Below are 22,838 nucleotides of genomic sequence, written 5' to 3'. Positions count from 1 at the left end.
TCCCGAGAGGGCAGAGTGTGCCAGTCCCGGGCCGCGATCGCCGCCTCACAGGTCAAAGCGGATGCCCTGCGCGAGCGGCAGGTCGCGCGAGTAGTTGATCGTGTTGGTCGCGCGCCGCATGTACTGCTTCCAGGCGTCCGAGCCCGATTCGCGCCCGCCGCCGGTCTCCTTCTCGCCGCCGAAGGCGCCGCCGATCTCGGCGCCCGAAGTGCCGATGTTGACGTTGGCGATGCCGCAGTCCGAGCCGCGTGCGGACAGGAACAGGTCGGCCTCGCGCAGGTCGTTCGTGAAGATTGCCGACGACAGCCCCTGCGGCACCTCGTTGTGCAGCGCCAGCGCCTGGTCCAGGTCGCCATAGCGCAGCACGTAGAGGATGGGGGCGAAGGTCTCGCGCCGCACCACCTCCGTCTGCGCCGGCATCTCCACCAGCGCCGGCCTCACGTACCACGCCGCCGGGTACTGCCCGGCCAGCACGCGTTCGCCGCCATGCACCGTGCCGCCTTCGGCGCGTGCCTGGTCCAGCGCGCGCTGCATCGCCTCGTAGGCGGCCTGGTCGATCAGCGGCCCCATCAGCACGCCCGGCTCGAGCGGATGGCCGATGCGCACGCCGGCATAGGCGCGTTGCAGGCGTCGCAGGAGTTCGTCGTACACGCTGGCATGCACGATCAGCCGCCGGGCCGTCGTGCAGCGCTGCCCGGCGGTGCCGACCGCGGCGAACACGATCGCGCGCGTGGCGAGTTCCAGGTCGGCCGAGGGGGCGACGACGATCGCGTTGTTGCCACCCAGCTCGAGCAGGCAGCGGCCGAAGCGCTGCGCGACGCGCGGCGCCACTGCGCGGCCCATGCGGGTGCTGCCGGTGGCCGAGACCAGTGCGACGCGCGCATCGTCGGCCAGCGCCTCGCCGGCATCGGCCAGCCCGATCACCGGTTGCGACAGCGCGGCCAGCGCCGCGTCGCCCCAGGCCCGGCAGGCGCGTTCGAACAGCGCCTGCACCGCCAGCGCGCACAGCGGTGCCTTCTCCGAGGGCTTCCAGAGCACCGCATTGCCGCACACCAGCGCCAGCGCCGCATTCCACGACCACACCGCCACGGGGAAGTTGAACGCGGTGATGACGCCCACGACGCCGAGCGGGTGCCAAGTTTCCATCATCCGGTGCCCGGGGCGCTCGGAGGCGATGGTCAGCCCGTGCAGCTGGCGCGACAGGCCGACCGCGAAGTCGCAGATGTCGATCATCTCCTGGACCTCGCCTTCGCCCTCGGCGGCGATCTTGCCGACTTCCAGCGAGACCAGCCGCCCCAGCTCGCGCTTGTGGCGGCGCAGCTCCTCGCCGAGCAGGCGCACCAGCTCGCCGCGGCGCGGGGCCGGCACGTCGCGCCAGCGCAGGAAGGCGGCCTGCGCGCGTCCCACGGCCTGCCGCACCGCCTCGGCGTCGGCGCGCCGCACGCGGCCCAGCGGCCGGCCATCGATCGGCGAGCAGCTGGTGATCTCGCCGTCGTGCCAGGCCTGCTGTGGCACGCCCAGGGCAGCCATCAGTGCGTCGATCCGCGTGTGCATGCATGGTCCTCCTCGGTGCAGCGCTCAGGCCACCGATTCGATCCGGCCCGACTGCGCGTACACCTGCCCGAAGCGGTTGGCGAGCAAGGCCGGCAGCGCGACCTGCTCCTGGCGGATGAAGCCGCGCGCAGGCAGCTGCCCGTCCCGGAACAGGTCCAGCACCGCGCACAGGCCGGCCGCGGTGGTGATCTGGATCGCGCTGGCCGGCGCCGGCCCGTGCCGGTCGGCGAAGATCTTGCGCGCGAACACCTCCTGCACCAGCTGGCCGTCGCGCAGGCCGCTGACGCTGACGAACACCAGCACCACGTCCTGCATCGTGGCCGGCACGCTGCGCCGCAGCAGCCCCTTCAGCGTCTCGGGGTCGGCGCGCAGCTGCAACTCCTCGAGCAGGAACTTCATCAGCTCGCCGTGTCCCGGATAGCGTACCGACTTGTAGTCCAGCGTGCGCACTTTCCCTGCCAGCGTCTCGCACAGCGTGCCCAGCCCGCCCGAGGTGTTGAAGGCCTCGTATTCGACACCGTCCAGCGAGAAATGCTCCAGGCCTTCGAGCGGCAGCAGCTCGACGCGCTGGCCGTCGCGGATCGCCTCGCAGGGGCGGCAGTACTCGTTGACGAGCCCGTCCACGCTCCAGGTCAGGTTGTACTTGAGCCGGTTGCCCGGGAAGGCCGGCAGCGCGCCGACGCGCATCTTCACCTCGTGCAGCACCTCGAAGCCTTGCGCGAGGTGGTGCGCGACGATGCCGACGAAGCCGGGCGCCAGCCCGCACTGCGGCATGAAGGCGGTGGGCGCGCCTTCGGCCAGGCGCCGGATCGCGCGCGTGGAGGCCACGTCCTCGGTCAGGTCGAAGTAGTGGCAGTCCACTTCGCGCGCCAGCGTCGCAACGGGGACCGCGAAGTGGTAGGGCAAGGCATTGACGACCGCGTCGTGGCCGCGCATCAGCGGCGTCAGGCGCGCGAGGTCGGCGGTGTCGACCACCCGCGTCTCGACGGATTCGCGGGCCAGGCCGTGCAGCGCGGCTTCGTCGCGGTCCACCAGCGTGACGCGGTAGTCGCCGCTGTCGCCGAGCAGGCGGGCGATCGCGCGGCCGATGTGGCCGGCACCGAGCAGGACGATGCGCATGACGGTCTCCTCGGGGTGGATGAGGGCCAGTCTAGGCAGCGTCGTTGTCAGAAGATAGCGCGATAACGTCGGGATCGCGGGCTAGACTGACGCTTCGTCAGCATGGGATGACGAAACGTCAGGAGGCGCCGATGAAGACCCTCGATCCGCTGGACCGCGAGCTGCTCGCCCTGCTGCAGGCCAACGCACGCGAGAGCGCGGCCCGGCTGGCACGCCGGCTCGGGGTGGCTCGCACCACGGTGCTGGCCCGCCTGGCCCGCCTGGAGCAGCAGGGCGTGATCGTCGGCTACACGGTGCGGCTGGGCCAGGAGGTGGAAGGCGCGGGCCTGCAAGCCTACGTGGGCATCACGGTGCAGCCGCGTTCCGGCCGCGACGTGGTGCAGCGCCTGTCGCGCATGCCCGAGGTGCGCCAGCTGTGCACCGTCAGCGGCGAGTACGACTACGTGGCCTGGCTGCGCGCCGGGACGCCCGAGCGGCTGGACGCCTTGCTCGACGAGATCGGCGAGGTGGAAGGTGTGGTCAAGACGACCACTTCGGTGGTGCTCGCCAAGCGCATCGACCGCGTGACCTGAGCGCCGTCAGGCCGCGTCCACCGGCAGCGGCGCGCCCGGCTTGATCTCCTCCATGCAGATCATCGAGCGCACGTCGTCCACGCCCGGCACCTGCATCAGCCGGTCGGTGAGGAACTGCGACAGCGACTTCAGGTCGCGCGCCACCACCTTCAGCAGGTAGTCGTGGTCGCCCGAGATGCAGTGGCATTCGATGATCTCCGGGAACGAACGCAGCACCTGCTCCAGCTCGCGCACGCGGCCGAACTGCTCGCGGTCGATGTTGAGGTTGACGTAGGCCATCACGCCGTAGCCGAGTGCCTCGCGGTCGACGCGGGCGGTGTAGCCGAGGATCACGCCGCGCTCCTCCAGCGCGCGCACGCGGCGCAGGCATTGCGGGGCCGACAGGTGCACCCGCTGCGCGAGTTCCACGTTGGATGCGCGCCCGTCCTCCTGCAGCACCTGCAGGATGCGCCGGTCGATGGCGTCCAGAGCTGCTCCCGCCATGGGGCCTCCTCCATGCACGTTTGTTTCGCAAGCCATGCTAGGAGCAAAGGAACAGGAACGCAAATTTCGCGTGCCGCTGCCTAGAGTCGATGGTGGGAGCACCCCTTGGACCATCTTGCGAGAGCACGACGATGACCACCACCTCGACCGCCATGGCCCTCGAAGACCGCTACGGCGCCCGCAACTACGCCCCGCTGCCCGTCGTGCTGACGCGCGGCGAGGGGGTGTACCTGTGGGACGAGGAGGGCCGCCGGTACCTCGACATGATGTCCGCCTACTCGGCGGTGAGCTTCGGCCACAGCCATCCGGAGCTGGTGGCCGTGCTGGTGCAGCAGGCGCAGCGCCTGGCGATCACCTCGCGCGCCTTCCACACCGACCGGCTCGGCCCCTTCCTCGAGCAGCTGTGCCGCACCACGGGGCTGGACCGCGCGCTGCCGATGAACACCGGCGCCGAGGCGGTCGAGACCGCGATCAAGGCCGCCCGCAAGTGGGGCTACAAGGTCAAGGGCGTGCCGCAGGACCAGGCGCAGATCATCGTGCCGCACGGCAACTTCGCCGGCCGCACCACCACCATCGTGGGCTTCTCCAGCGAGGCGCAGTACCGCGACGGCTTCGGGCCGTTCGCACCGGGCTTCGTGCAGGTGCCGTACGGCGACATCGCGGCGCTGGAGCGCGCCATCACGCCGCACACCGTGGCGTTCTTCGTCGAGCCGATCCAGGGCGAGGCCGGCATTGTCGTGCCGCCCGAAGGCTACCTGCGCGCCGCGCGCGAGCTGTGCACCCGCTGCGACGTGCTGCTGATCTGCGACGAGGTGCAGACCGGCCTGGGGCGCACCGGCGCGCGCCTGGCCTGCGACCTGGAAGGCGTGAAGCCCGACGGCGTGACGCTGGGCAAGGCGCTGGGCGGCGGGCTGTTGCCGGTGTCGGCCTTCGTCGCGCGCGAGGACGTGATGGCCGTCTTCACGCCGGGCGACCACGGCAGCACCTTCGGCGGCAACCCCCTGGCCGCGGCGGTGGGGCTGGCCGCGCTGCAGCTGCTGGAGCGCGAGCGGCTTGCGGAACAGGCGCGCGTGCGCGGCGCGCAGTTCATGGCGCAGCTGGCGGCGCTGCGCCACCCGGCGATCGCCGAGGTGCGCGGCCGCGGGCTGCTGATCGGCGTCGAGATCGACCCGGGGTTCGCGCCGGCGCGCACGGTGTGCGAGGCGCTGATGCGCGAGGGCGTGCTGAGCAAGGACACGCACGACACCGTGGTGCGCTTCGCCCCGCCGCTCGTCATCACCGAGGCGCAGGTCGATGCCGCGGTCGAGGCGCTGTCACGCGCCCTGCGGGCGGTCGAGGCCGGCCGGCGCCGGGTCGCCTGAGCTCCCGTCCTTTGGCGGCACCGCAGCATCGGACGGCGCAGGAGTGTAGGGCGCGTCCTTGCATTCCCAGAACACGCGCGCGCGGCAGGCGGCGCAGATGCGCGGGTCCAGCTTGCCGAAGACGGTCGCGATCGCGGTGCGCTTGTCCGGGAAGACATGGTCGCGCCCCAGCAGCTCGAGGAAGCCGGTGCGCTGCCACATCTGCATCACCTGCGGGCGCGGGCGGTGGAAGTACAGGTCGCCGCCCTGTGCGCGGCGCGCCATCAGCTCCGCCTGCCACAGCTCGTCGCCGGCCAGGTCGATGAAGTTCATGCTCTTGGCCATCACCAGCAGGTGGCGCGGGGCGTCCGGCGCGGCGCGCAGCTCGTGCAGCCGGTCGGCCACGTGCTGCACGGCGCCGAAGTACACCGAGCCTTCCATGCGCAGCAGCTTGACCTGCGGGCACTCGGGCAGCGCCTGGGGCGTGTCGTCGACCACGACGAACGGGCGCTCCGGCGCCATGGTGTCGAAGCCCATCGTGCGCATCGCCGGCCGCGAGGTGCGGTACAGGTAGCTGACCAGCGACAGGATGGTGCCGAGCAGGATCGCGATCTCGAGCCGGATCGCCACCGTGGCCGCCAGCGTCGCCGCCGCGATGCCGAACTCGGTGCGGTTGAGCCGCGCCAGGCGCCGCCAGCGCGGCAGGTCGAACAGCGTCCAGGCCACCAGCAACAGCAGCCCGGCGATGGCCGCGAACGGGATGCGCGCCAGCGCCCCGGCGCTCAGCGCCACCAGCCCGAGCAGCCACAGCGCCGAGAACACCGCCGCCAGCGGCGTGCGCGCGCCGGCTTCCAGGTTGGGCACCGAGCGGTTCAGCGAGCCGCACGAGACGTAGCACGAGAAGAAGCCGCCGACGATGTTGGACAGCCCCTGGCCGATGAACTCGCGGTTCGCGTCGATGCGCTGCCCGCTGCGCGCGGCCACCGCCTTGGCGATCGAGATCGACTGGCCCAGCGCGACGATGGTCAGCGCGAACGCCAGGCCCACCAGCTCCGGCACGGCCTGCCAGTCGACCTCGGGCACGTGGAAGGCGGGCAGAGCCGAAGGCAGCGCGCCCAGCGTGCGCACCGCCGCGGCGCCGTCGCGGCCGGCCAGCAGCGCGGCGCACAGCGTGCCTGCGGCCAGGCCGACCAGCAGGTAGGGCCAGCCGCGCCGGAGGTGGCGCACCGCCAGCGCCGCGGCGAGCGTCACGCCGCCCACCAGCAGCGCGGCCGGCTGTGCCTGCCCGAGGTGCGTCACGACATGCTGCAGCACCGCGGGCGCGCTGCTGCCCGCCTCGGCGCCGAAGCCGAGCAGGTCCTTCAGCGCGTGGACCGCGATCAGCACCGCCGCACCCGAGGTGAAGCCCAGCAGGGCGGCCGGCGAGATGAAGTTCGCCAGCGTGCCCAGCCGCAACCCGCCGATGAGGGCCTGCATCACGCCCACCAGCACCGTCACCACCAGCGCCAGCTCGATGTACGACGGGGTGAACGGCGCGGCCAGCGGCGAGAGCATCGCGAACAGCGCCAGCGAGTTCGCGTTGGTGGGGCCGGACACCACGTGGCGGCTCGATCCGAACAGCGCCGCGACGATGCACGGCACGATGGCCGTGTACAGCCCGTACTGCGGCGGCAGCCCGGCCAGGGTCGCGAACGCGATGCCTTGCGGCAGCACCAGCAGCGCGCCGAGCAGGCCGGCGACCAGGTCCTGGCGCAGGGTGAGCGGGGAAACGGTGGCGACCCAGGAGTCGCGCAGCCGGCGGGAGAGGGGGGCGGGTGTCGAAGCGGGCACAGCCAGGGTCACGAAGATTCGCCTGATGATAGAGTGCTCCGCGCCCCGGCCGGCGCATGTCGGACCGGCCCCTGCGTGTTTCGATCCAGTGATGTCGCGATGAAGATCTGCATCTACGGCGCCGGCGCCATCGGCGGTTTCCTCGGCACCCGGCTGGCCCGCCAGGGACTGCCCGTCAGCGCGGTGGCGCGCGGCGCGACGGCACAGGCGCTGCGCACGCACGGCTGGCGGCTGCAGACCGCGCAGGGGCTGGAGCAGGCACCGGTCGCGCAGGTCAGCGAGGATCCGGCTGCGCTCGGCGTGCAGGACCTGGTGGTCGTCGCGGTCAAGGCGCCGGCGATGCCCAGCGTCGCGGCCGGCATCGGGCCGCTGCTCGGGCCGGGTACCGTGGTGCTGACCGCGATGAACGGCGTGCCCTGGTGGTTCTTCGAGGGCATCGGCGGCGCCCAGGCGGGGATGCGCCTGGACAGCCTGGACCCGGACGGCCGCATCGCGGCCGCGATTCCCGCGCAGCAGGTGGTCGGCGCGGTGGTGCACGCCACCTGCTCGACGCCCGAGCCCGGGCTGGTGCGTCACGGCTTCGGCGCCGGCCTGATCCTCGGCGAGGCGCGCGGCGGCGCGAGTGCCCGGGTCGACGCGCTGGTGCGCCTGCTGTGCGAGGCCGGGTTCGAGGCGCAGGCCTCGGAGGGCATCCAGAAGGACATCTGGTACAAGCTGTGGGGCAACATGACGATGAACCCCGTCTCGGCCCTGACCGGCGCCACCTGCGACCGCATCCTCGACGACCCGCTGGTGAACCGCTTCTGCCTGGACGTGATGGCCGAGGCGCAGGCGATCGGCGCGCGCATCGGCTGCCCGATTGCGCAAAGCGGCGAGGACCGCAACGCGGTCACGCGCAAGCTCGGCGCGTTCAAGACCTCGATGCTGCAGGACGTCGAGGCCGGCCGCCCGATCGAGCTGGACGCGCTGCTCACCGTCGTGCACGAGATCGCCCGCAAGCTCGGGCTGGCCACCCCCCACATCGACGCGCTGCTCGGCCTGGTGCGGCTGAAGGCGCGGGTGCTGGGCCTGTACCCCGCATGAAGACGGCGCTGCCGCCGCCGGTGGCGGTCAGGCGCGCTGCAGCAGGCGCTCGTAGCAGGCGAGGTGAGCGGCCGAGTAGCAGCAGAAGATCACCTCCTCGAGCGACGTCGCGCCCTGCCGCGCCTGCAGGTAGGCCGAAACCGTCGCCACCGCGATGCGCGCCGCCGGCTCGACGGGGTAGCCGTAGACCCCGGTGCTGATCGACGGGAAGGCCAGCGAGCGAAAGCCCGCGCCGTCGGCGATCTCCAGGCAGCGCCGGTAGCACGAGGCCAGCCGCTGCGGCTCGCCGTCCTGCCCGCCGCGCCAGATCGGCCCCACCGTGTGGATCACCGCCCTGGCCGGCAGGCGGTATCCCTGCGTCAGCTTCGCGTCGCCCACCTCGCAGCCGCCCAGCTGCCGGCATTCCTCGAGCAGCTGCGGCCCCGCGGCGCGATGGATCGCCCCGTCGACCCCGCCGCCGCCCAGCAGCGTCGGGTTGGCGGCGTTGACGATCGCGTCGACGGCCAGCGTGGTGATGTCGGACTGGAGGGCGCGCAGCAACGTGCTCATGGGGCTCCTCGTGGAGGGGCCGGGTGTCCTGGCAGCGGGGCGATCAGGACCTGGCCCGACGGGCGGGATTTTCCCGCGCCGGGCGAGGGCGGGCAAAAAAAAGCCGCCTCAGCGCATCGCCAAGGCGGCCGGCAACAGGACGAGAGCGGCGCCCACTTCCTTCAGCGCCGTGCTGCCCTCATCACACAGGGGTACGGATCAGGTAGTCGAAGGCACTGAGGGCCGCCTTGGCGCCTTCGCCGGCGGAGATGATGATCTGCTTGTACGGCACGTCGGTCACGTCGCCGGCGGCGAAGATGCCCGGCACGTTGGTCTGGCACTTCGCGTCGACCAGGATCTCGCCGAAGCGGTTCAGCTCCAGCGTGCCCTTGACGAATTCGCTGTTGGGCACCAGGCCGATCTGCACGAAGATGCCCTCGAGCTCGAGGTGCGTCTCCTCGCCGCTGACGCGGTCGCGGTACGTCAGGCCGTTGACCCGCGAGCCGTCGCCCGTGATCTCGGTGGTCTGCGCGTTGGTCAGCACCGTCACGTTGGGCAGGCTGTGCAGCTTGTCGACCAGCACGGCATCGGCGCGCAGCTTGTCGGCAAACTCCAGCACGGTCACGTGCGAGACGATGCCCGCCAGGTCGATGGCCGCCTCGATGCCCGAGTTGCCGCCGCCGATCACCGCGACGCGCTTGCCCTTGAACAGCGGGCCGTCGCAGTGCGGGCAGTAGGCCACGCCCTTGTTGCGGTATTCCTGTTCGCCCGGCACGTTGACGTTGCGCCAGCGCGCGCCGGTGGCGATGACCAGGCTGCGCGACTTGAGCACGCCGCCGTTCTCGAGGTGCACCTCGATCAGCCCGCCCGGCTTTTCGGCCGGGACGACGCGCGCGGCGCGCTGCAGGTTCATCACGTCGACGTCGTAGTGGCGCACGTGCGCCTCGAGGTCGGCGGCGAACCGCGGACCCTCCGTCTTGAGCACGGAGATGAAGTTCTCGATGCCCAGCGTGTCGTTGACCTGTCCGCCGAAGCGGTCGGCGACGATGCCGGTGCGGATGCCCTTGCGCGCGGCGTACACGGCCGCGGCGGCGCCCGCGGGGCCGGCGCCGACGACCAGCACGTCGAACGGATCACGCGCGCTCAGCTTGGCGGCTTCCTTCTCGGCATTGCCGGTGTCCAGCTTGGCGAGGATCTCCTCGATGACCATGCGGCCGGCGGCGAAGGGCTTGCCGTTGAGGAACACCGTCGGCACGGCCATGATCTCGCGGCGCTGCACTTCTTCCTGGAACAGCGCGCCGTCGATCATGGTGCTGGTGATCTTCGGGTTGAGCACCGCCATCAGGTTCAGCGCCTGCACCACGTCCGGGCAGTTGTGGCAGGTCAGCGAGATGAAGGTCTCGAAGTGCAGCGGCTCGTCCAGCGCGCGGATCTGTTCGATGACGTCTTCGCTGACCTTGGGCGGGTGGCCGCCGACCTGCAGCAGCGCCAGCACCAGGGAGGTGAATTCGTGGCCCATCGGCAGGCCGGCGAAGCGCACGCGCGGCGTTTCACCCGCAGCCGGGGCGATGCCGAACGAAGGCTTGAGCGCCTGCTCAGCGTCTTCCCGCAGGCTGACCTTGTCCGAGCACTCCCGGATGTCGTCGAGCAGCGCGCGCATCTCGGCGCTGGCCGGGCTCGCGTCGAACGTGGCCACCAGCTCGATGGGGTGCTGCAGGCGTTCCAGGTAGCTCTTCAGTTGGGATTTGACGTTGGCGTCAAGCATTCGGATGGCTTTCTGGTTCGGTGGGGGAGCGGGCATGGCGCAAGGCCATGCCCGGGCGGTTCCGGCAGGAGGTGGCCGCGTGGCCACCTCCCTGGCGCGGCCGGCTTAGATCTTGCCGACCAGGTCCAGCGACGGAGCGATGGTCTTGGCGCCTTCGTTCCACTTGGCCGGGCAGACTTCGTTCGGGTGCTCGGCGACGTACTTGGCGGCCTTCAGCTTGCGCAGGGTTTCCTTGACGTCACGCGCGATGGCGTTGTCGTGGACTTCCATCGTCTTGATGACGCCTTCGGGGTTGATCACGAAGGTGCCGCGCAGCGCCAGGCCTTCTTCCTCAATGTGCACGCCGAAGGCGCGGGTCAGCTGGTGGGTCGGGTCGCCGATCAGCGGGAACTGGGCCTTGCCCACGGCCGGGCTGGTCTCGTGCCACACCTTGTGCGAGAAGTGGGTGTCGGTGGTCACGATGTAGACCTCGGCGCCGACCTTCTGGAACTCGGCGTAGTTGTCAGCCGCGTCCTCGACTTCGGTCGGGCAGTTGAAGGTGAAGGCCGCCGGCATGAAGATCACGACGGACCACTTGCCTTGCAGGTTCTTCTCGGTGATCTCGACGAACTTGCCTTGATGGAAGGCCTGGACCTTGAACGGCTGGACTTTGGTGTTGATGAGGGACATGTGGCGTCTCCGTTGGTTGAGGAAAGAAGGAAGTGATGGTGAGACTTGATTCTATAGCCTATGGCTAATATGGCAAGCATTGTAATATAGAGTTTCTATATTACCGCGATAGACTCAACCAAACACCCCGCCCGGCGGGACAGGCCAGGGCCGGTCCGATCCTGAGGGATGCGGGCCGTGCGAAGGCCGGGGCAGTGTCGCCCGGGCAGCCGGGGCGGGGCTTGCGTCAGGTCAGTCCACGGCCTGCAGAGGCCATGACGGCGGCGCCGGGGAGAAGTTCCGCTCCGGCCGGGCGCGGCGCCCCTTGGCACGTGACGCAAAGGAGGCGCGCCGGGCGCCCTGTCAGGGGCCCGGGCGACAGGAGAAGGGCGGGCAGCGGCCTGGCGCCTCGGGGCGGCCCGGCTCGGGACACGCGGCGGCCGCCACGTAAGCTTCCCCGATCCGCAGACACCCCATAAGTAGAACTTTCTGGCATGTTTTCCCCAGCCAGGAGGTTCCATGAAGAAGTCCCGTTTCACCGAGACCCAGATCGTCTCGATCCTCAAGCAGGCCGACGCCGGCGTGCCGGTCAAGGACATCTGCCGGCAGGCCGGCATCAGCGTTCCGACCTACTACAAGTGGAAGTCGAAGTACGGCGGCCTGGAGGCCTCCGAGCTGCGGCGTGTCAAGGACCTGGAAGCGGAGAACGCCAGGCTCAAGCGGATGTACGCCGAGCTGGCGCTCGACAACGCCGCGATGAAGGATCTGATCGCAAAAAAACTGTAGGGCCGGAGCAGAAGCGCGAGGCCGTGCGGTACCTGGTCGAGGTGCACACGCGGCCCCTGAGCCGGTCCTGTGATTGCGTTGGGTTGTCGCGGGCAGCGTGGTACCAGCCGCCGGTGCACTGGACGGTACGGGATGCCGAGATCATCGCGGCCCTGGCCGAGGTGGTCGAGAATCGCCCGAGCCGCGGCTTCTGGAAGTGTTGCAAGGTCCTGCGCCGTGCGCGTCCGGACTGGAACCACAATCGAATCTACCGAGTGTACAAGGCGATGAAGCTCAATCTGCGCCGCAAGGCCAAGCAGCGGCTGCCCAAGCGCGAACGCGTACCGCTCTACGTTCCCCTGCTGCCCGATGCCGTCTGGTCAGCGGATTTCATGGCCGACGCGCTGGCGTGTGGCCGCCGCTTCCGGACCTTCAACGTGGTCGACGACTTCAACCGCGAGGCGCTGCACATCGAGGTCGACACCTCGATCTCGTCCACGCGCCTGGTCCGCATCTTCGAGCAGCTCAAGCGCGACCACGGCCTGCCGCAGGTCCTGCGTACTGACAACGGCCCGGAGTTCCTGGGCGAGGCCTTCGTGCAGTGGGCCAAGCTCAACGGCATGGCCATCCGGTACATCCAGCCCGGCAAGCCCAACCAGAACGCCTGCATCGAACGCTTCAATCGGACCTTCCGCGAGGAGGTCCTGGACCAGCACCTGTTCACCCGCCTCGACGACGTGCGCGAGGCCGCGTACTGGTGGATGCTCGAGTACAACGAGGAGCGTCCCCACGATTCGCTCGGCAATCTGACCCCGGCCGAGTACCGCCAACGCGTCGCCGGAAGTTCTACTTTTGAAATGCCTGCTTGACGGGGAAGCTTACGGTTCCTCCTCCTGCGCAGCATGCAGTCTGCGACGCCAGATCGAGCGTGCATCCGGATTGGTGCCGCCGGGTATTTTGGCGTCCATCGATGATTTCGGCGTGGTCCAGAAGCGGGCGCAAGCTCTTGCGGGGCGACATGCGTCCACCGGATGTCGACGCCGGGATATTCCTGGGCGGGGTATCGCCTGGGGTGGATTGCCCTCAGGCGGCGACGTCGTGGCGCATCATCCGGGCTGGTCCGTCGGTCCGCCTGATGTCGCCGGCAAGGCAAGGCCGGACGTCGAATCCGGAAAACCCCTGAGGGGCTGCTTGGCACCCTGAAGTGGCTTTTCTCGCTGGTTGCCGCGGCGCTGCGTCACCGTTCGATGCGGCAGACAGCAAGCCGTGTCGATGGAGCATTGCTGAAGTGGTAGGCCGGGCGGGGCTCGAACCCGCGACCGACGGATTATGAGGCTAGTGTTTCATAGGACGCCCCTCAGTGCAATGTTCATATTCTGTGGCGCTACGCGGGGTAAGTTGTTGTCATGTCACCGGTTTCTAGTCTTCTGTCCCGCGCTCTCGGTCGGCAACACCTCTGCGGGTTCTGGAACTTTCCACGGAAAGTCCACTTATACGGCGCTTATATCTCGGAAAGTTCGCGGAAAGCATCGTACACTTGCGGAAACTTGCTCTGGAAAGCACGTGCAGCCCTGCCATGTCAGAGAAGTACACGTTCCGCTCGAAAGTTGACATCTTCGGCGTACCTGCGCCGACGAACAAGCCTGCGATAGAGATTTGGCACGAGACGCTGCCAGGTTTTGGTGTGCGCATCGGCAAACCGCGCGCTGACGGCGTCGTTCGACGCTCGTACATCAGCCGCGTTCCGCGTTTGCAGCCAGACGGCACTTTCAAAGACGAGAAACCAGTGTTGGGACTGGTTGAAGATATTGGTACAGGTGACCGCGTGCTCTCGTACAAAGACGCTGAACTCGAAGCGATGCGTCTTGTTCGCGAAGCGAAGCTACTCCGTAGCGGCGGCACCGTGCGCATGACGGTCGGGCAGGCATACGAGCGACTGCTGCAGTCGTTAGAAAGCGCTAACTCACAAGACAGTCCGGCGTATGGCGACAAGATGCGCAAGACTTATGAGCGCTTCTTGTCGCACCTGTCGAAGCGCTATCTCGATGAACTCAAGGAGGGGTTCTGGATTGACTACCTCACCAGCGTCCGGGAAGGCCGTCTCGACGTCGGCGTAGTCACCAAAGACGATAGCACCGAAGAACGAGTTTTCCGGAAGGCCCCGTCGGCGAACTACTCGCTCGGCATCCTGAACACAGCGTCGCGCTTGTACAAGATTGCGCATGAGTACCGCGGGATAGAGGGCGAGTCGAGGGACTGGGACCCGACGCGGGCTGCAGCACAAAAGATTGAAGAGCCGAACACCCGCGAAACCTATCTGCTGCTCAAAGACATACCCAAGGCTTGGCACGCCACCGACCAGCTGATGTCTCCCTGGTGGAGAGACTTGTGGCGCGTGTACCTGCTTACCGGCCTGCGCGACAGGCTTGTGATGGACATGCGTTGGGAGCAAATCGACTTCGAGCGTGGTCTGTACCTCATACAGCCACTGCAACGCGGAACGAAGCGTCGCAGGAAGAAGCTGAGCCAGGTCGACAGACTGAAGCCTATTGAGATGCCGCTGTCTTCGTATGTCTTAAGTATCTTGCGGCGTCGCAAGCAGTTCGCGCCCTCTGGCCCAGCTGGCGAGTGGGTGTGGTACTCGCTCGAGACTGAGCGTCGCAAGACGAAAGACCTGCCGAGACTAACTGACCCGCGAGCCAGTTGGAAGCGCCTGGTACCAATCCTCGGGTACTGGGTCTACAAGCACGACTTGCGCCGCACGTTTGCGTCTCTGGGTGCGACGGTCGACCCAGGCGGTGTGCTTGCTCTGTCGCTTCTGCTCCTGCACTCAAGCAAGGGTATCGCGTCGGCGCTCGGCATCCCACAGATTACAGTGGAGTACATCAAAGGTCAGCAAGAGCAGATGCGGGCGCTCACTGAGAAAATCTCGCGCGCTGTGCTAGAACTTGCGGGCGAGGTGTCTCAAACTGAACTGACAGCGCATCTGCGCGAGTTCGCTGACTTGCCGCCTGCCGTTGACAGTGCGCTACGGTTAGAAGAGAAGGCTCCAGAACGGGGGCAAGACGTCACTGATAGCACTTAAGCGTCAGCCTTGGCGCATGCATACTTGCATGCAAAGGAGGGAACGCGCGCATGGACGATAGCTTGCTCGACGCGCTGCGCTACAAGAGCGAAGGGCCTGACGTCGACTTCAAGGAAGCACAGTACCGCTTCGAGAACGGCAACGACGCTACAAAGTCAGAGATGCTCAAAGACATCCTGGCGATGGCGAACTCTTGGAGAGAGGGGGCCGGTTACATCGTGCTTGGATTTCGTGACAGGCGGCCGCATCCCGCCGAGGTCGTAGGCATCACCGAGCACATTGATGACGCCAAAATCCAGCAGTTCGTCAACTCCAAGGTCAAGCCTAAGCTTGAGTTTCGGTACGAAGAGCACGTCTACGATGGCAAGACCGTAGGTGTGATTTCAATCCCAAAGCAGAAGCGACCGTTCAGCATCAGTAACGACTTCGGAAAGCTGCGACGCAACATCGTCTACGTGCGGCGCGGCAGTAGCACCGACGAGGCAGAGCCTATTGAGATTGCCGCTATGGCGGCGGCTGATGCTGGGCGCGGGCCAGTTGACGTCGCCCTAGACCTCATTACGCGGGACGGGGAGCCCTTTCCAGGGTCGTTCAGCCTCGATTTCTTCGAGTTCACAGAGCAGATGCCGGACTACCGCAGTTCGCGTGCTAACGCCATCATCAACCCGCTCCGGCAAGGCACAACACTGGACAATGAAGACTTCTGGCGGCAGCTAGCAGAGTTTGCCCGGTGCTACGGTGCTCTCATTGAGATGCGCTTTGCTCTTCGCAACCACTCCGGGCAACAACTTACGAACACTAAGCTGGAAGTGACGGTGGAGGGTGTCGACGGGCTTGCGTGCGACATGCTTACCGGTGATGACCTGCCGGAACCCCCCACGGAAATACGGCGCCTAGGATTGTCTGCCGACATCAGAACCATTCCTGACCTGCTCTTAGCCGATAAGCCGGGAGTCGCCACCATTAAAGAAGAGGAAGGCAACGCCCCTTCCTGCCATGTGCGCTTTGGGGTACTTCTCCCCGGAGAAGTGCTCCGTTCTTCCAACACTATGGCCCTTGTCATCAGCGGGCCTGGGCAGGTTCGACTGAAGTGCCGCATCCTTGCAGCGGAACTATCGGTACCCGTCACCTTCGTGCATGAGATTGAGGTGGCCGGGACTGTCCGCAGGCTGGACTTCGAGGGTTTCAAAGCCTACCTCGCAGCTAAGGGGCTGCCCGTGTAAGAGAGGGTATGCCCGTCCACCTGGCATAGCGTTGGGGTGTAGCGCCCGAGGTAACATATACACCTGACCTATGAGGGGGTAGCTGCATGTCGCTCGTTGAGCAAGCGCACAGGGCTGGCCGTGCGTTCACGGACGGGCTTGCACGCGATGAACAGAAAGAACTAGGCCAGTTCATGACGCCGCCGGCTATCGCTAGGTTCATGGCGAGACGCCTCGTTCAAGACTATGAAGGCCGGGTAGCCCGCATCTTGGAGCCCGCTGCCGGCGCGGGCATCTTGGCGGCAGCTACCGTTGAAGAACTCCTAGCCAGGCCTACGAAGCCTGAGCGCGTCGAGTTGCTGCTGTTCGAGTACGACGCGCGGCTGCTTCCTGCTCTAGAGCAACTTCGCCATGGGCTTCGGGAAGCGTGCGCTAGCGCCCGTGTGGGCTTCGACTGCAAGATTGAGCACGGGGACTTCCTGCTGTCTCACACGGCGCTCTCCGGGACTCCCATCAATGGGCTGCTAACCATCGCAAACCCTCCCTTCTTCAAGCTGAACAAGGCTGCTGACGAGCGGGCAACGCTGCACTCGTATGCCGTCTACGGGCAGCCGAACATCTATGCACTGTTTATGGCGGCGTGCGCTCGTCTCACACCACCAGATGGGCGCTGGTGCTTCATCACACCCAGGTCCTGGATGTCTGGGACGTACTTCAAAGCCACTCGACAGTCTCTGCTGCGTCATCTCACGTTCGACGGTCTACATGCGTTCGAAAGCCGCACCGAAGGCTTCGAAGAAGACTCCGTGCTGCAAGAGACTGTCATCGCATGGGCGCGCGGTCGCTCTCAAGTCGAGGCCGGTACGAGCATCCTCTTTACTCGCTCCCAGGGCGTCGCTGACCTCGACTCTGCCGAAGTTCAAGCTGTGCCGGCAACACGAGTCGTCAGCAATGATGAGCACGCGATGCTCTCGTTACCACACCGGCAAGAAGACCTGTTCGCCGGCTGGACTGCGACGTTGAAGACGTACGGTCTAGAAGTGAGCACAGGCCCGGTCGTAGCCTTCCGCGCTAAGAAGTTCATTCGTGAGACGGCTGAGCGCGGCACTGTGCCGCTGTTGTGGCTTCAGCACGTGAGGCAGCAATCGATTCGGTGGCCAGTGCAGAAGAAGCGAGAGCACATCCTTGCTAACGCGGAGAGCGCCTGGATGCTCGTTCGCAACGAGCCTATGGTCGTTATGCGCCGCTTCTCACCGAAAGAAGACGAGCGTCGCGTCACGTGCGCAGCGTACGGATGCAGCCCGGACCGTCTTCCCGGCGATGTCATCGGTCTTGAGAACCACTTGAACTACATCTACCGCCCTGGCGGCCGTATGACCGTGTTCGAGGCCCGTGGCTTGTCAGCGTTCTTGGCGTCAAAGGTTGTAGATGACCACTTCCGCGGTCTAGCAGGTAGCACCCAAGTCAACGCTACTGAACTGCGCAAGCTGCCGCTGCCGCCGCTAGCTGTCATCGAGGAGATTGGCGAGCGAATAAGCATGAGCCCAACGCTCGCGGAGATTGACGCTGTCGTCAATGCTGTGCTCGGTGTAGGCAAACGTGCCCAGGTAGCTGCATGAGTCTGCCTCCCCTCTTACCGATTGGAGACATACAGGCTAGGCTGGAACAAATCTTTCCTCCTGGCCTAGACATGCGTCAGTACTTGACTCGTGAGATGGCTGCTCGTACGGTCTACGTCTTCTTGTATGGGGGCATGATTGAAGGGGTGGGCCGCCTCCTTCGGCCCTCGCACATCTACTTCTACACTGAGGAACAGGCAGCCAAGACTGGTGATGAGGACCGCGAATACTGGTTCAAGCATGCGACCAAGCCAGGCTGGCGTCCTGAGGGTAGGCGGTGGTACGCGGATACTACACGCGAGCCAATAAGAGACGAGACCATCAGGTATGGCTTGCTGGACATCGGCGCTGTCGACAAAGTGCCGAACGTCGCGGTCACAAGTAGTTCTCCCATCTACTATCTGAAATCAGATTTCGCTGCGCTATTCAACCCTTCGCTGAATGGGTCGGCTCTGGATGCGGCCATTCAACAGTGGCAACGGCGCCACTTGACTCCGGCAGCCAGGGCCAGGATGGCTATGCTGGCGCAAGGACTTGCCAAGAGGAGCGATGAAGTACACGTCCGTTGTCCGGATGGCACAGTGGCGAGGCTTTCGCCGGGCTTGTCTTCGTTAATTTCAAAAGCCGTTGTCGAGGAGTTTGCGCAGAACTTCCTTCCCAGGCCTGTGCTACTGTGGCTCTCAGAGAGCGGCAATAAAGTACGTCACCAAGACGTTAGGGTAGCCCAGGCACTCGGCCTCAGAATCGACGCTGCTACGGCGCTTCCTGACATCATCCTTGCGAATGTAGGTGATAGCGGAGAGGACACCGCACTCATCTTTATCGAAGTGGTAGCCAGCGATGGCCCTATGAACGAAGTACGCAAGACCCAACTGCTTGAGTACGTGAAGGCTTCCGGCTTCCCGACGAAGCAGTGCTATTTCGGAACAGCCTTCGAGGACCGAGCAGATAGCGCGTTCAGAAAGGCCTTGCCGACTCTCGCATGGGGAACTTTCGCATGGTTCCGGTCCGAACCGAAGCACATCCTAATGCTGTTCGACCGTCCGTTCCCAATTGTCTCCGCCTAGCCTAGCTGGTTTCGACGTCGAAATCGAGCGGTCTGTTGCGGTCAGCTAAACCCATCTCTAGCTTGACGCTAGCACGCAGCGCGCTCTGTCCCCAAAAAGCCCCGCCATCGCGGGGCTTTTTCTTTTGTACGCAACGCGAAGCCCGCCGCTGCCTAGCTTCAGCACGCGCTGCCCGCGCCGTGGCCACTGCTGCAGCCGTGATGCGACAAGTCCCGTCTCAGAACAGCCCTCATATGACCGTCACTTATTTAGACTCATATCTACATTCAAAATAAATCTACAAAAGCGCCAAAGCGTATAAAACTCAAATCTATACAGGACATGAACAACTCTCTCATTGGAGACAAATAGTGAACAGCACTCTCGCTACATCTCGCGCTCCTCGCATTGCCCCTCAACACCTGGCAGGTAACCGCCACGCGCCGAAGGCGCAGGCGCTGACTGACGCGCGGAAGTTTCTCGTTGACGCTGCAAAGCGAATTCGCCGCATCTACATCGCGGGCATTCGCCCGCACAAGTTTGACAGAGAAGCTGCGCTTGCTTACATCAAAGCACGCGCGGCGCGTGAAGCAGCTGAACTTGCTACTAGAGAAGTCTCGCAAGACGACATTGACTACTTGCGTTCTCGTGCGCTGCGCGACGGCGGCAAGCTGCTCGATGAAGACGAAGCGCGATTTCAGCTTCAGCTTGTCTACAAGCAGCGAGCAAAAGCGCTCGAGAATCTGCCGCGCAGAACGCTTGAGCGTGAACTCGATGACGAGCGTTTCGCCTCGTATATGTGCGCTTGCGCTGAGACTCACTCTGCGTACATGGAGTTGCTTGACATGAGCAACTTCGATGAGTACAGCAAAAACATACTGAGAACATTGTTCAAACTCGCGTTTTGCAACGAGTCAACAGAGCCCACTACGCTCGAAGCGCAAGCGCTGATGCAGATTGAAGCGGTCGAAGCAATGAAAACATATCGTCAAGTCTTCAGCGAGCAGCTAGACATGGATTTCGCTGATTCGGACTTCTACTCGCTGACGCGCTGAACTAGCGTATCTATACACAGCATCTCTCTATCTCGGGCCCGCCGGCAGCCGTTCGATGCCGGCAGTAGGTAAATCTCAATCATTCATAGGTCACCAGGCGCTAGCAGGAGCGCGACAAATACCTGCGGAGACTCTATGAATGAACGCATGCTCTACTGCAGAGCGATTCTACTTTGAGCGCAACAGCGAAATAAGCGCAGAACTCGCTCTGTCAATACTAAAAAATAGCGTCGACACTGACGACATAACGTACCTGTTTTCACTCAAAATCAGCCCGGAAGATTGGAGCGCAGCACACGCAGTCGGACTCGCGCGCACAGCACTCGCAAAAGCCCGCGGCTGCAACTCAAGCGCGTATCGACGCGGAGCGGATGACGAGCGCATTGACACTGAAGGCGCTCTTGCTGAGATTGCGCTGTATGCAGTTCTTGACAGCAGCGAAGCGCTCACCGCGCCGCTAGTGACATACCGCCCTGAGCCCGCCGCCGACCTCGAGTTCGAGGGCCTCAGTTTCGACGTCAAAAGCGTCTCACAGTCTCGCACGAGCGTGTGCATCAACGCCCGCGCTCACCACACCCGCCCCGTGTCGGCATACCTGCTGGCCCGAATCACCTCGGAGCGCGTGATTGACGTCTACGCCGTGGGACACGCAGCTGTCGACAAGTGGACCCTGCGCCAGGGCTTCAGCCCGTACTACAGCGCCTCTATGCCGCCAGCGCCGCCGTTCCCGGTCTACGAAGAAGACTGACGGCAGCCTCCAGGGGGTTGGCTACACGGCTTAATGAGAAAAGCTGCCCGCACCCCTCGCTCCCTGCGCCACAAATGCCGAGTCGCCACACGGTCCTTGACAGTGTGGTTCTCCGCGCTCGTGCCCATCCTCTTAGCTGCCGCCGAAGCACTGCGCGACCAGCTGCCCCAGCTGTCCGACTACCTCACCGGCTGGCGCATGGTTGCAGCGAGCGTCGTCGTGTCGGCAATCGTCGCTGCGCTGCGTGTGCGCAGCGTGACTGCTTCAAATTTCGACATCGAAACCGACCGCGCTCGGTGTGATTTCGACGTCGAAACTGGAGACAAGTAATGCTCGCTGCCCTCGCTGCTTACAAGAACGTGCTCGTTGCTGCCGTCGTCGGAGTGCTCGCAGTCGTGAGCGGGTTGCAGACGCTGCGTCTTGAGCGCGCGCGAACTGAACTTGCCACAGTGAGAGGCCATGTCTTGTCTCTCGAGACGCGCATCGCAGCGCAAGCTGCTTCATTGGCAAGGCTGAAGGCTGAAGCTGAGCGTCGCGAAGCGGAGTCAAGCAAAGCGCTCGCTGCTGCACAGCGCGCTCTGTCTACCGCCCAGGCTCGCGCTGACGCGCTGCAGAAGTCCCGGGTACCGGAAGACTGCGCCGGCGCCGTCGGCTGGGCCGCTGACCGCGGTCCAGTATTGGGGGCGTGGTGATGAGAACTATTCCTGCTGTTGCTGCTGCGTGTGTTCTTGCCGGATGCGCTACGGGCGCCCCCGCGCCAGAGCCCATATTTGTACCCACACCCGTGCCGTGCCCAGCGGCCTCGACTGAGCGGCCACCCCGCCCAGAACTCCCGATATCAACGCTGACGCCCGGTGCTCCACCCTCATCTGTCGTGCGTGCATACGCTTCGACAGTCGAAGTGCTGAAAGGCTACAGCGAGGCAATCGAACTACTACTCGACTCTTGCAAATAATGAGCACCGCCACGAACTCACATGACATCAGCGCTCAAGTCGCTGAACTGCGCGCAGAGATGCGCTCTGAGAACGCAAACACTCGACGCACGCTCGAGCGTGTCGCTGCAGCTGTCGACAAGCTGAGCGCAATCGAAGCGCAGAACACTGCGCGCGACAGCAAACTCGCAGACCATGAAGCGCGTCTCCGCCGCTTGGAGGCGAACTGGCTGAAGTTCGCGGGGGTACTAGCGCTGCTCTCAGCGGTCGGGCCCGCGCTTGCGCACAAACTCGGGTGGCTGTAATGAGCAAGCGCGCTGCCGACAAGCTTCAGCTGCTGTCACTAGACGGCTTGCCAGCCAATCCGCTCGACCACCCTCTCGCGCACCGTATTGTTGGACTCAGAGCGAAGGGGAAGGGGCAGCGCGCGATTGCTGACAGTCTCAAACTCGAGCACGCATATGTGCGAGCAGTGCTCAAGCACTACGGAATGCTATGAATGCGCAGAACAAAGAACGACAAGAAGAAAGCAGTGACGACAGACCGTCGTCTGCAAGCGCTTGAACTCCGCAAACAGGGCAAGAACTTTGAAGAGATTGCTGCTGCACTTGGCATCACGAAGTCTGCCGCTTGGCAGCTAGTAGATGGCGCGCTGCGTGACTACAACAACGCTGTCAAAGAGAGCGTCGACGAACTGCGCCAAGTAACGCTGCTGCAGCTTGACGACATGCTCGCGAACTGGCTGCCCATCGCTCGCGCGGGCGACGACAAAGCGGCTGGCATCGTACTGAAAACGCTCGGGGAACGCGCAAAACTCATGGGTCTGTACGCGCCGACTAAGACTGAGTTGACGGGCAAGGACGGTGGACCACTCGAGACCGCAAACTTGAACGCAGCTGTCGACTTGGCGAAGCTGTCAGACGCGCAGCTTGCAGCGCTTGAGTCGCTCCTGTCAGCCGCCGCCCCGGGCAGCGGGACTGGCGGCAGCACGCCCTGACGTCAATTTCGATGTCGAAATCTTGCCAGGCGCGGGCGGTTTCGACGTCGAAATTGGGGCTCAGCGACGCCAGCGGGCTGGGACTTCTGTCTGCCGTGGCGGGTTGCCACACGCGGCAAGAGCAGCGTCGAGGCCGCTGTAGGCGAGCGCATGGAAGCAGATGTCTGCTTCTTTGAGCGCTTCAGCTACTGTGGGGAACACCCCATCCGCGAGCCACATGCCCTCTCCGGACTCCTCGAAGAGTCCGACAGTCCAGCCGTCCGCGTCCCCGAGGAGGCTGACCTCGACGCCGCTCAGCGCAGGCTGAGCCCAGTACTCTGCTTCCGGCGAAGCAGAGTTGCATAAGAAGCCTGCAGCTGACAGCGCATCACGCTCTGCTTGACTCGTAATGCTCACAATGCACCTAAAAAGGTGCATTCTAAGCTGGGAGCAGTACGGTTGCTGCCGAAAGCAACGCTGCGTGTA

The 22,838-nt window shown here is 65.2% G+C and carries 20 protein-coding genes; 13 read left to right on the top strand and 7 right to left on the bottom strand.

The window, feature by feature from the left end; genetic code table 11:
- Positions 1-45: 45 nt before the first annotated feature.
- Positions 46-1,530, bottom strand: a complete 1,485-nt coding sequence (amaB, locus tag IS481_RS14925; protein ID WP_419186864.1) for an L-piperidine-6-carboxylate dehydrogenase — start codon at positions 1,528-1,530, stop codon at positions 46-48.
- 48 nt (positions 1,531-1,578) lie between these two features.
- Positions 1,579-2,673: a saccharopine dehydrogenase family protein gene (locus IS481_RS14920; protein WP_104358019.1), complete on the bottom strand. Its 1,095-nt coding sequence runs from the start codon at positions 2,671-2,673 to the stop codon at positions 1,579-1,581.
- Between the two features lie 131 nt (positions 2,674-2,804).
- Here IS481_RS14920 and IS481_RS14915 point away from each other — a divergent pair, with 131 nt between their 5' ends.
- A complete protein-coding gene (locus tag IS481_RS14915) occupies positions 2,805-3,245 on the top strand; it encodes an Lrp/AsnC family transcriptional regulator (RefSeq protein ID WP_104358018.1) in 441 nt (146 codons plus the stop codon).
- A 6-nt stretch (positions 3,246-3,251) separates the two neighbouring features.
- On the opposite strand, the gene IS481_RS14910 is transcribed toward IS481_RS14915, so the two are convergent.
- Positions 3,252-3,728, bottom strand: a complete 477-nt coding sequence (locus IS481_RS14910) for an Lrp/AsnC family transcriptional regulator (RefSeq protein WP_104358017.1) — start codon at positions 3,726-3,728, stop codon at positions 3,252-3,254.
- 131 nt (positions 3,729-3,859) lie between these two features.
- On the opposite strand from IS481_RS14910, the gene rocD reads away from it, so the two are divergent.
- Positions 3,860-5,089 (top strand): ornithine--oxo-acid transaminase, encoded by a 1,230-nt coding sequence (gene rocD / locus IS481_RS14905; RefSeq protein WP_104358016.1) that lies wholly within the window; start codon positions 3,860-3,862, stop codon positions 5,087-5,089.
- Here rocD and IS481_RS14900 read toward each other — a convergent pair.
- Positions 5,042-6,910, bottom strand: coding sequence for a SulP family inorganic anion transporter (locus tag IS481_RS14900; protein ID WP_419186863.1), 1,869 nt, complete (start codon positions 6,908-6,910; stop codon positions 5,042-5,044). The two genes, rocD and IS481_RS14900, sit on opposite strands and share 48 nt — an antisense overlap.
- A gap of 87 nt (positions 6,911-6,997) precedes the next feature.
- Here IS481_RS14900 and IS481_RS14895 point away from each other — a divergent pair, with 87 nt between their 5' ends.
- Complete coding sequence (locus IS481_RS14895) at positions 6,998-7,981, top strand: 2-dehydropantoate 2-reductase (protein ID WP_104358015.1); 984 nt, start codon at positions 6,998-7,000, stop codon at positions 7,979-7,981.
- A gap of 27 nt (positions 7,982-8,008) precedes the next feature.
- On the opposite strand, the gene IS481_RS14890 is transcribed toward IS481_RS14895, so the two are convergent.
- From IS481_RS14890 to ahpC, 3 genes are all read right to left on the bottom strand, one after another.
- Positions 8,009-8,530, bottom strand: a complete 522-nt coding sequence (locus IS481_RS14890) for an O-acetyl-ADP-ribose deacetylase (protein WP_104358014.1) — start codon at positions 8,528-8,530, stop codon at positions 8,009-8,011.
- 181 nt (positions 8,531-8,711) lie between these two features.
- Positions 8,712-10,274: an alkyl hydroperoxide reductase subunit F gene (gene ahpF / locus IS481_RS14885; protein WP_104358013.1), complete on the bottom strand. Its 1,563-nt coding sequence runs from the start codon at positions 10,272-10,274 to the stop codon at positions 8,712-8,714.
- A 105-nt stretch (positions 10,275-10,379) separates the two neighbouring features.
- Positions 10,380-10,943 carry an alkyl hydroperoxide reductase subunit C gene (ahpC, locus tag IS481_RS14880; protein ID WP_104358012.1) on the bottom strand — a complete coding sequence of 188 codons (564 nt, stop codon included), beginning with the start codon at positions 10,941-10,943 and terminating at the stop codon, positions 10,380-10,382.
- 498 nt (positions 10,944-11,441) lie between these two features.
- Between ahpC and IS481_RS14875 the strand changes: the two genes are divergently transcribed.
- The 10 genes from IS481_RS14875 to IS481_RS14830 all read left to right on the top strand — a co-directional run bounded on the left by IS481_RS14875 (position 11,442) and on the right by IS481_RS14830 (position 22,373).
- Positions 11,442-12,556, top strand: a protein-coding gene (locus IS481_RS14875) for an IS3 family transposase (protein ID WP_194963306.1) whose coding sequence is annotated in 2 segments (ribosomal slippage) — positions 11,442-11,694 and positions 11,694-12,556 — 1,116 coding nt in all. Because the reading frame shifts where the segments join, the coding sequence is not laid out codon by codon here.
- A gap of 707 nt (positions 12,557-13,263) precedes the next feature.
- The gene (locus IS481_RS14870; protein ID WP_114699331.1) at positions 13,264-14,772 is read left to right on the top strand and encodes a site-specific integrase; all 1,509 of its coding nucleotides are present in this window, start codon (positions 13,264-13,266) and stop codon (positions 14,770-14,772) included.
- Positions 14,773-14,822: 50 nt separating this feature from the next.
- Positions 14,823-15,995, top strand: a complete 1,173-nt coding sequence (locus tag IS481_RS14865) for an AlbA family DNA-binding domain-containing protein (protein WP_104357780.1) — start codon at positions 14,823-14,825, stop codon at positions 15,993-15,995.
- Between the two features lie 86 nt (positions 15,996-16,081).
- Positions 16,082-17,593: an Eco57I restriction-modification methylase domain-containing protein gene (locus IS481_RS14860; RefSeq protein ID WP_104357781.1), complete on the top strand. Its 1,512-nt coding sequence runs from the start codon at positions 16,082-16,084 to the stop codon at positions 17,591-17,593.
- Positions 17,590-18,660, top strand: coding sequence for a BsuBI/PstI family type II restriction endonuclease (locus IS481_RS14855; protein WP_104357782.1), 1,071 nt, complete (start codon positions 17,590-17,592; stop codon positions 18,658-18,660). The genes IS481_RS14860 and IS481_RS14855 overlap by 4 nt, the downstream gene beginning before the upstream one ends.
- Positions 18,661-19,010: 350 nt before the next feature.
- A complete protein-coding gene (locus IS481_RS14850; RefSeq protein ID WP_146079535.1) occupies positions 19,011-19,694 on the top strand; it encodes a hypothetical protein in 684 nt (227 codons plus the stop codon).
- A gap of 139 nt (positions 19,695-19,833) precedes the next feature.
- Positions 19,834-20,442: a hypothetical protein gene (locus tag IS481_RS14845; RefSeq protein ID WP_146079536.1), complete on the top strand. Its 609-nt coding sequence runs from the start codon at positions 19,834-19,836 to the stop codon at positions 20,440-20,442.
- Between the two features lie 102 nt (positions 20,443-20,544).
- A complete protein-coding gene (locus IS481_RS14840; protein ID WP_104357785.1) occupies positions 20,545-20,772 on the top strand; it encodes a hypothetical protein in 228 nt (75 codons plus the stop codon).
- Positions 20,772-21,134 carry a hypothetical protein gene (locus tag IS481_RS14835; RefSeq protein ID WP_146079538.1) on the top strand — a complete coding sequence of 121 codons (363 nt, stop codon included), beginning with the start codon at positions 20,772-20,774 and terminating at the stop codon, positions 21,132-21,134. Before IS481_RS14840 ends, IS481_RS14835 begins: the two co-directional genes overlap by 1 nt.
- A gap of 741 nt (positions 21,135-21,875) precedes the next feature.
- Positions 21,876-22,373, top strand: coding sequence for a helix-turn-helix domain-containing protein (locus tag IS481_RS14830; RefSeq protein ID WP_114699332.1), 498 nt, complete (start codon positions 21,876-21,878; stop codon positions 22,371-22,373).
- Positions 22,374-22,838 lie beyond the last annotated feature (465 nt).

This window comes from Caldimonas thermodepolymerans, from assembly GCF_015476235.1.
Classification (GTDB): Bacteria; Pseudomonadota; Gammaproteobacteria; order Burkholderiales; family Burkholderiaceae_C; genus Caldimonas; species Caldimonas thermodepolymerans.
The sequence above is the reverse complement of the archived record's forward strand: the minus strand, read 5'-3'. Positions and strand labels throughout refer to the sequence as shown.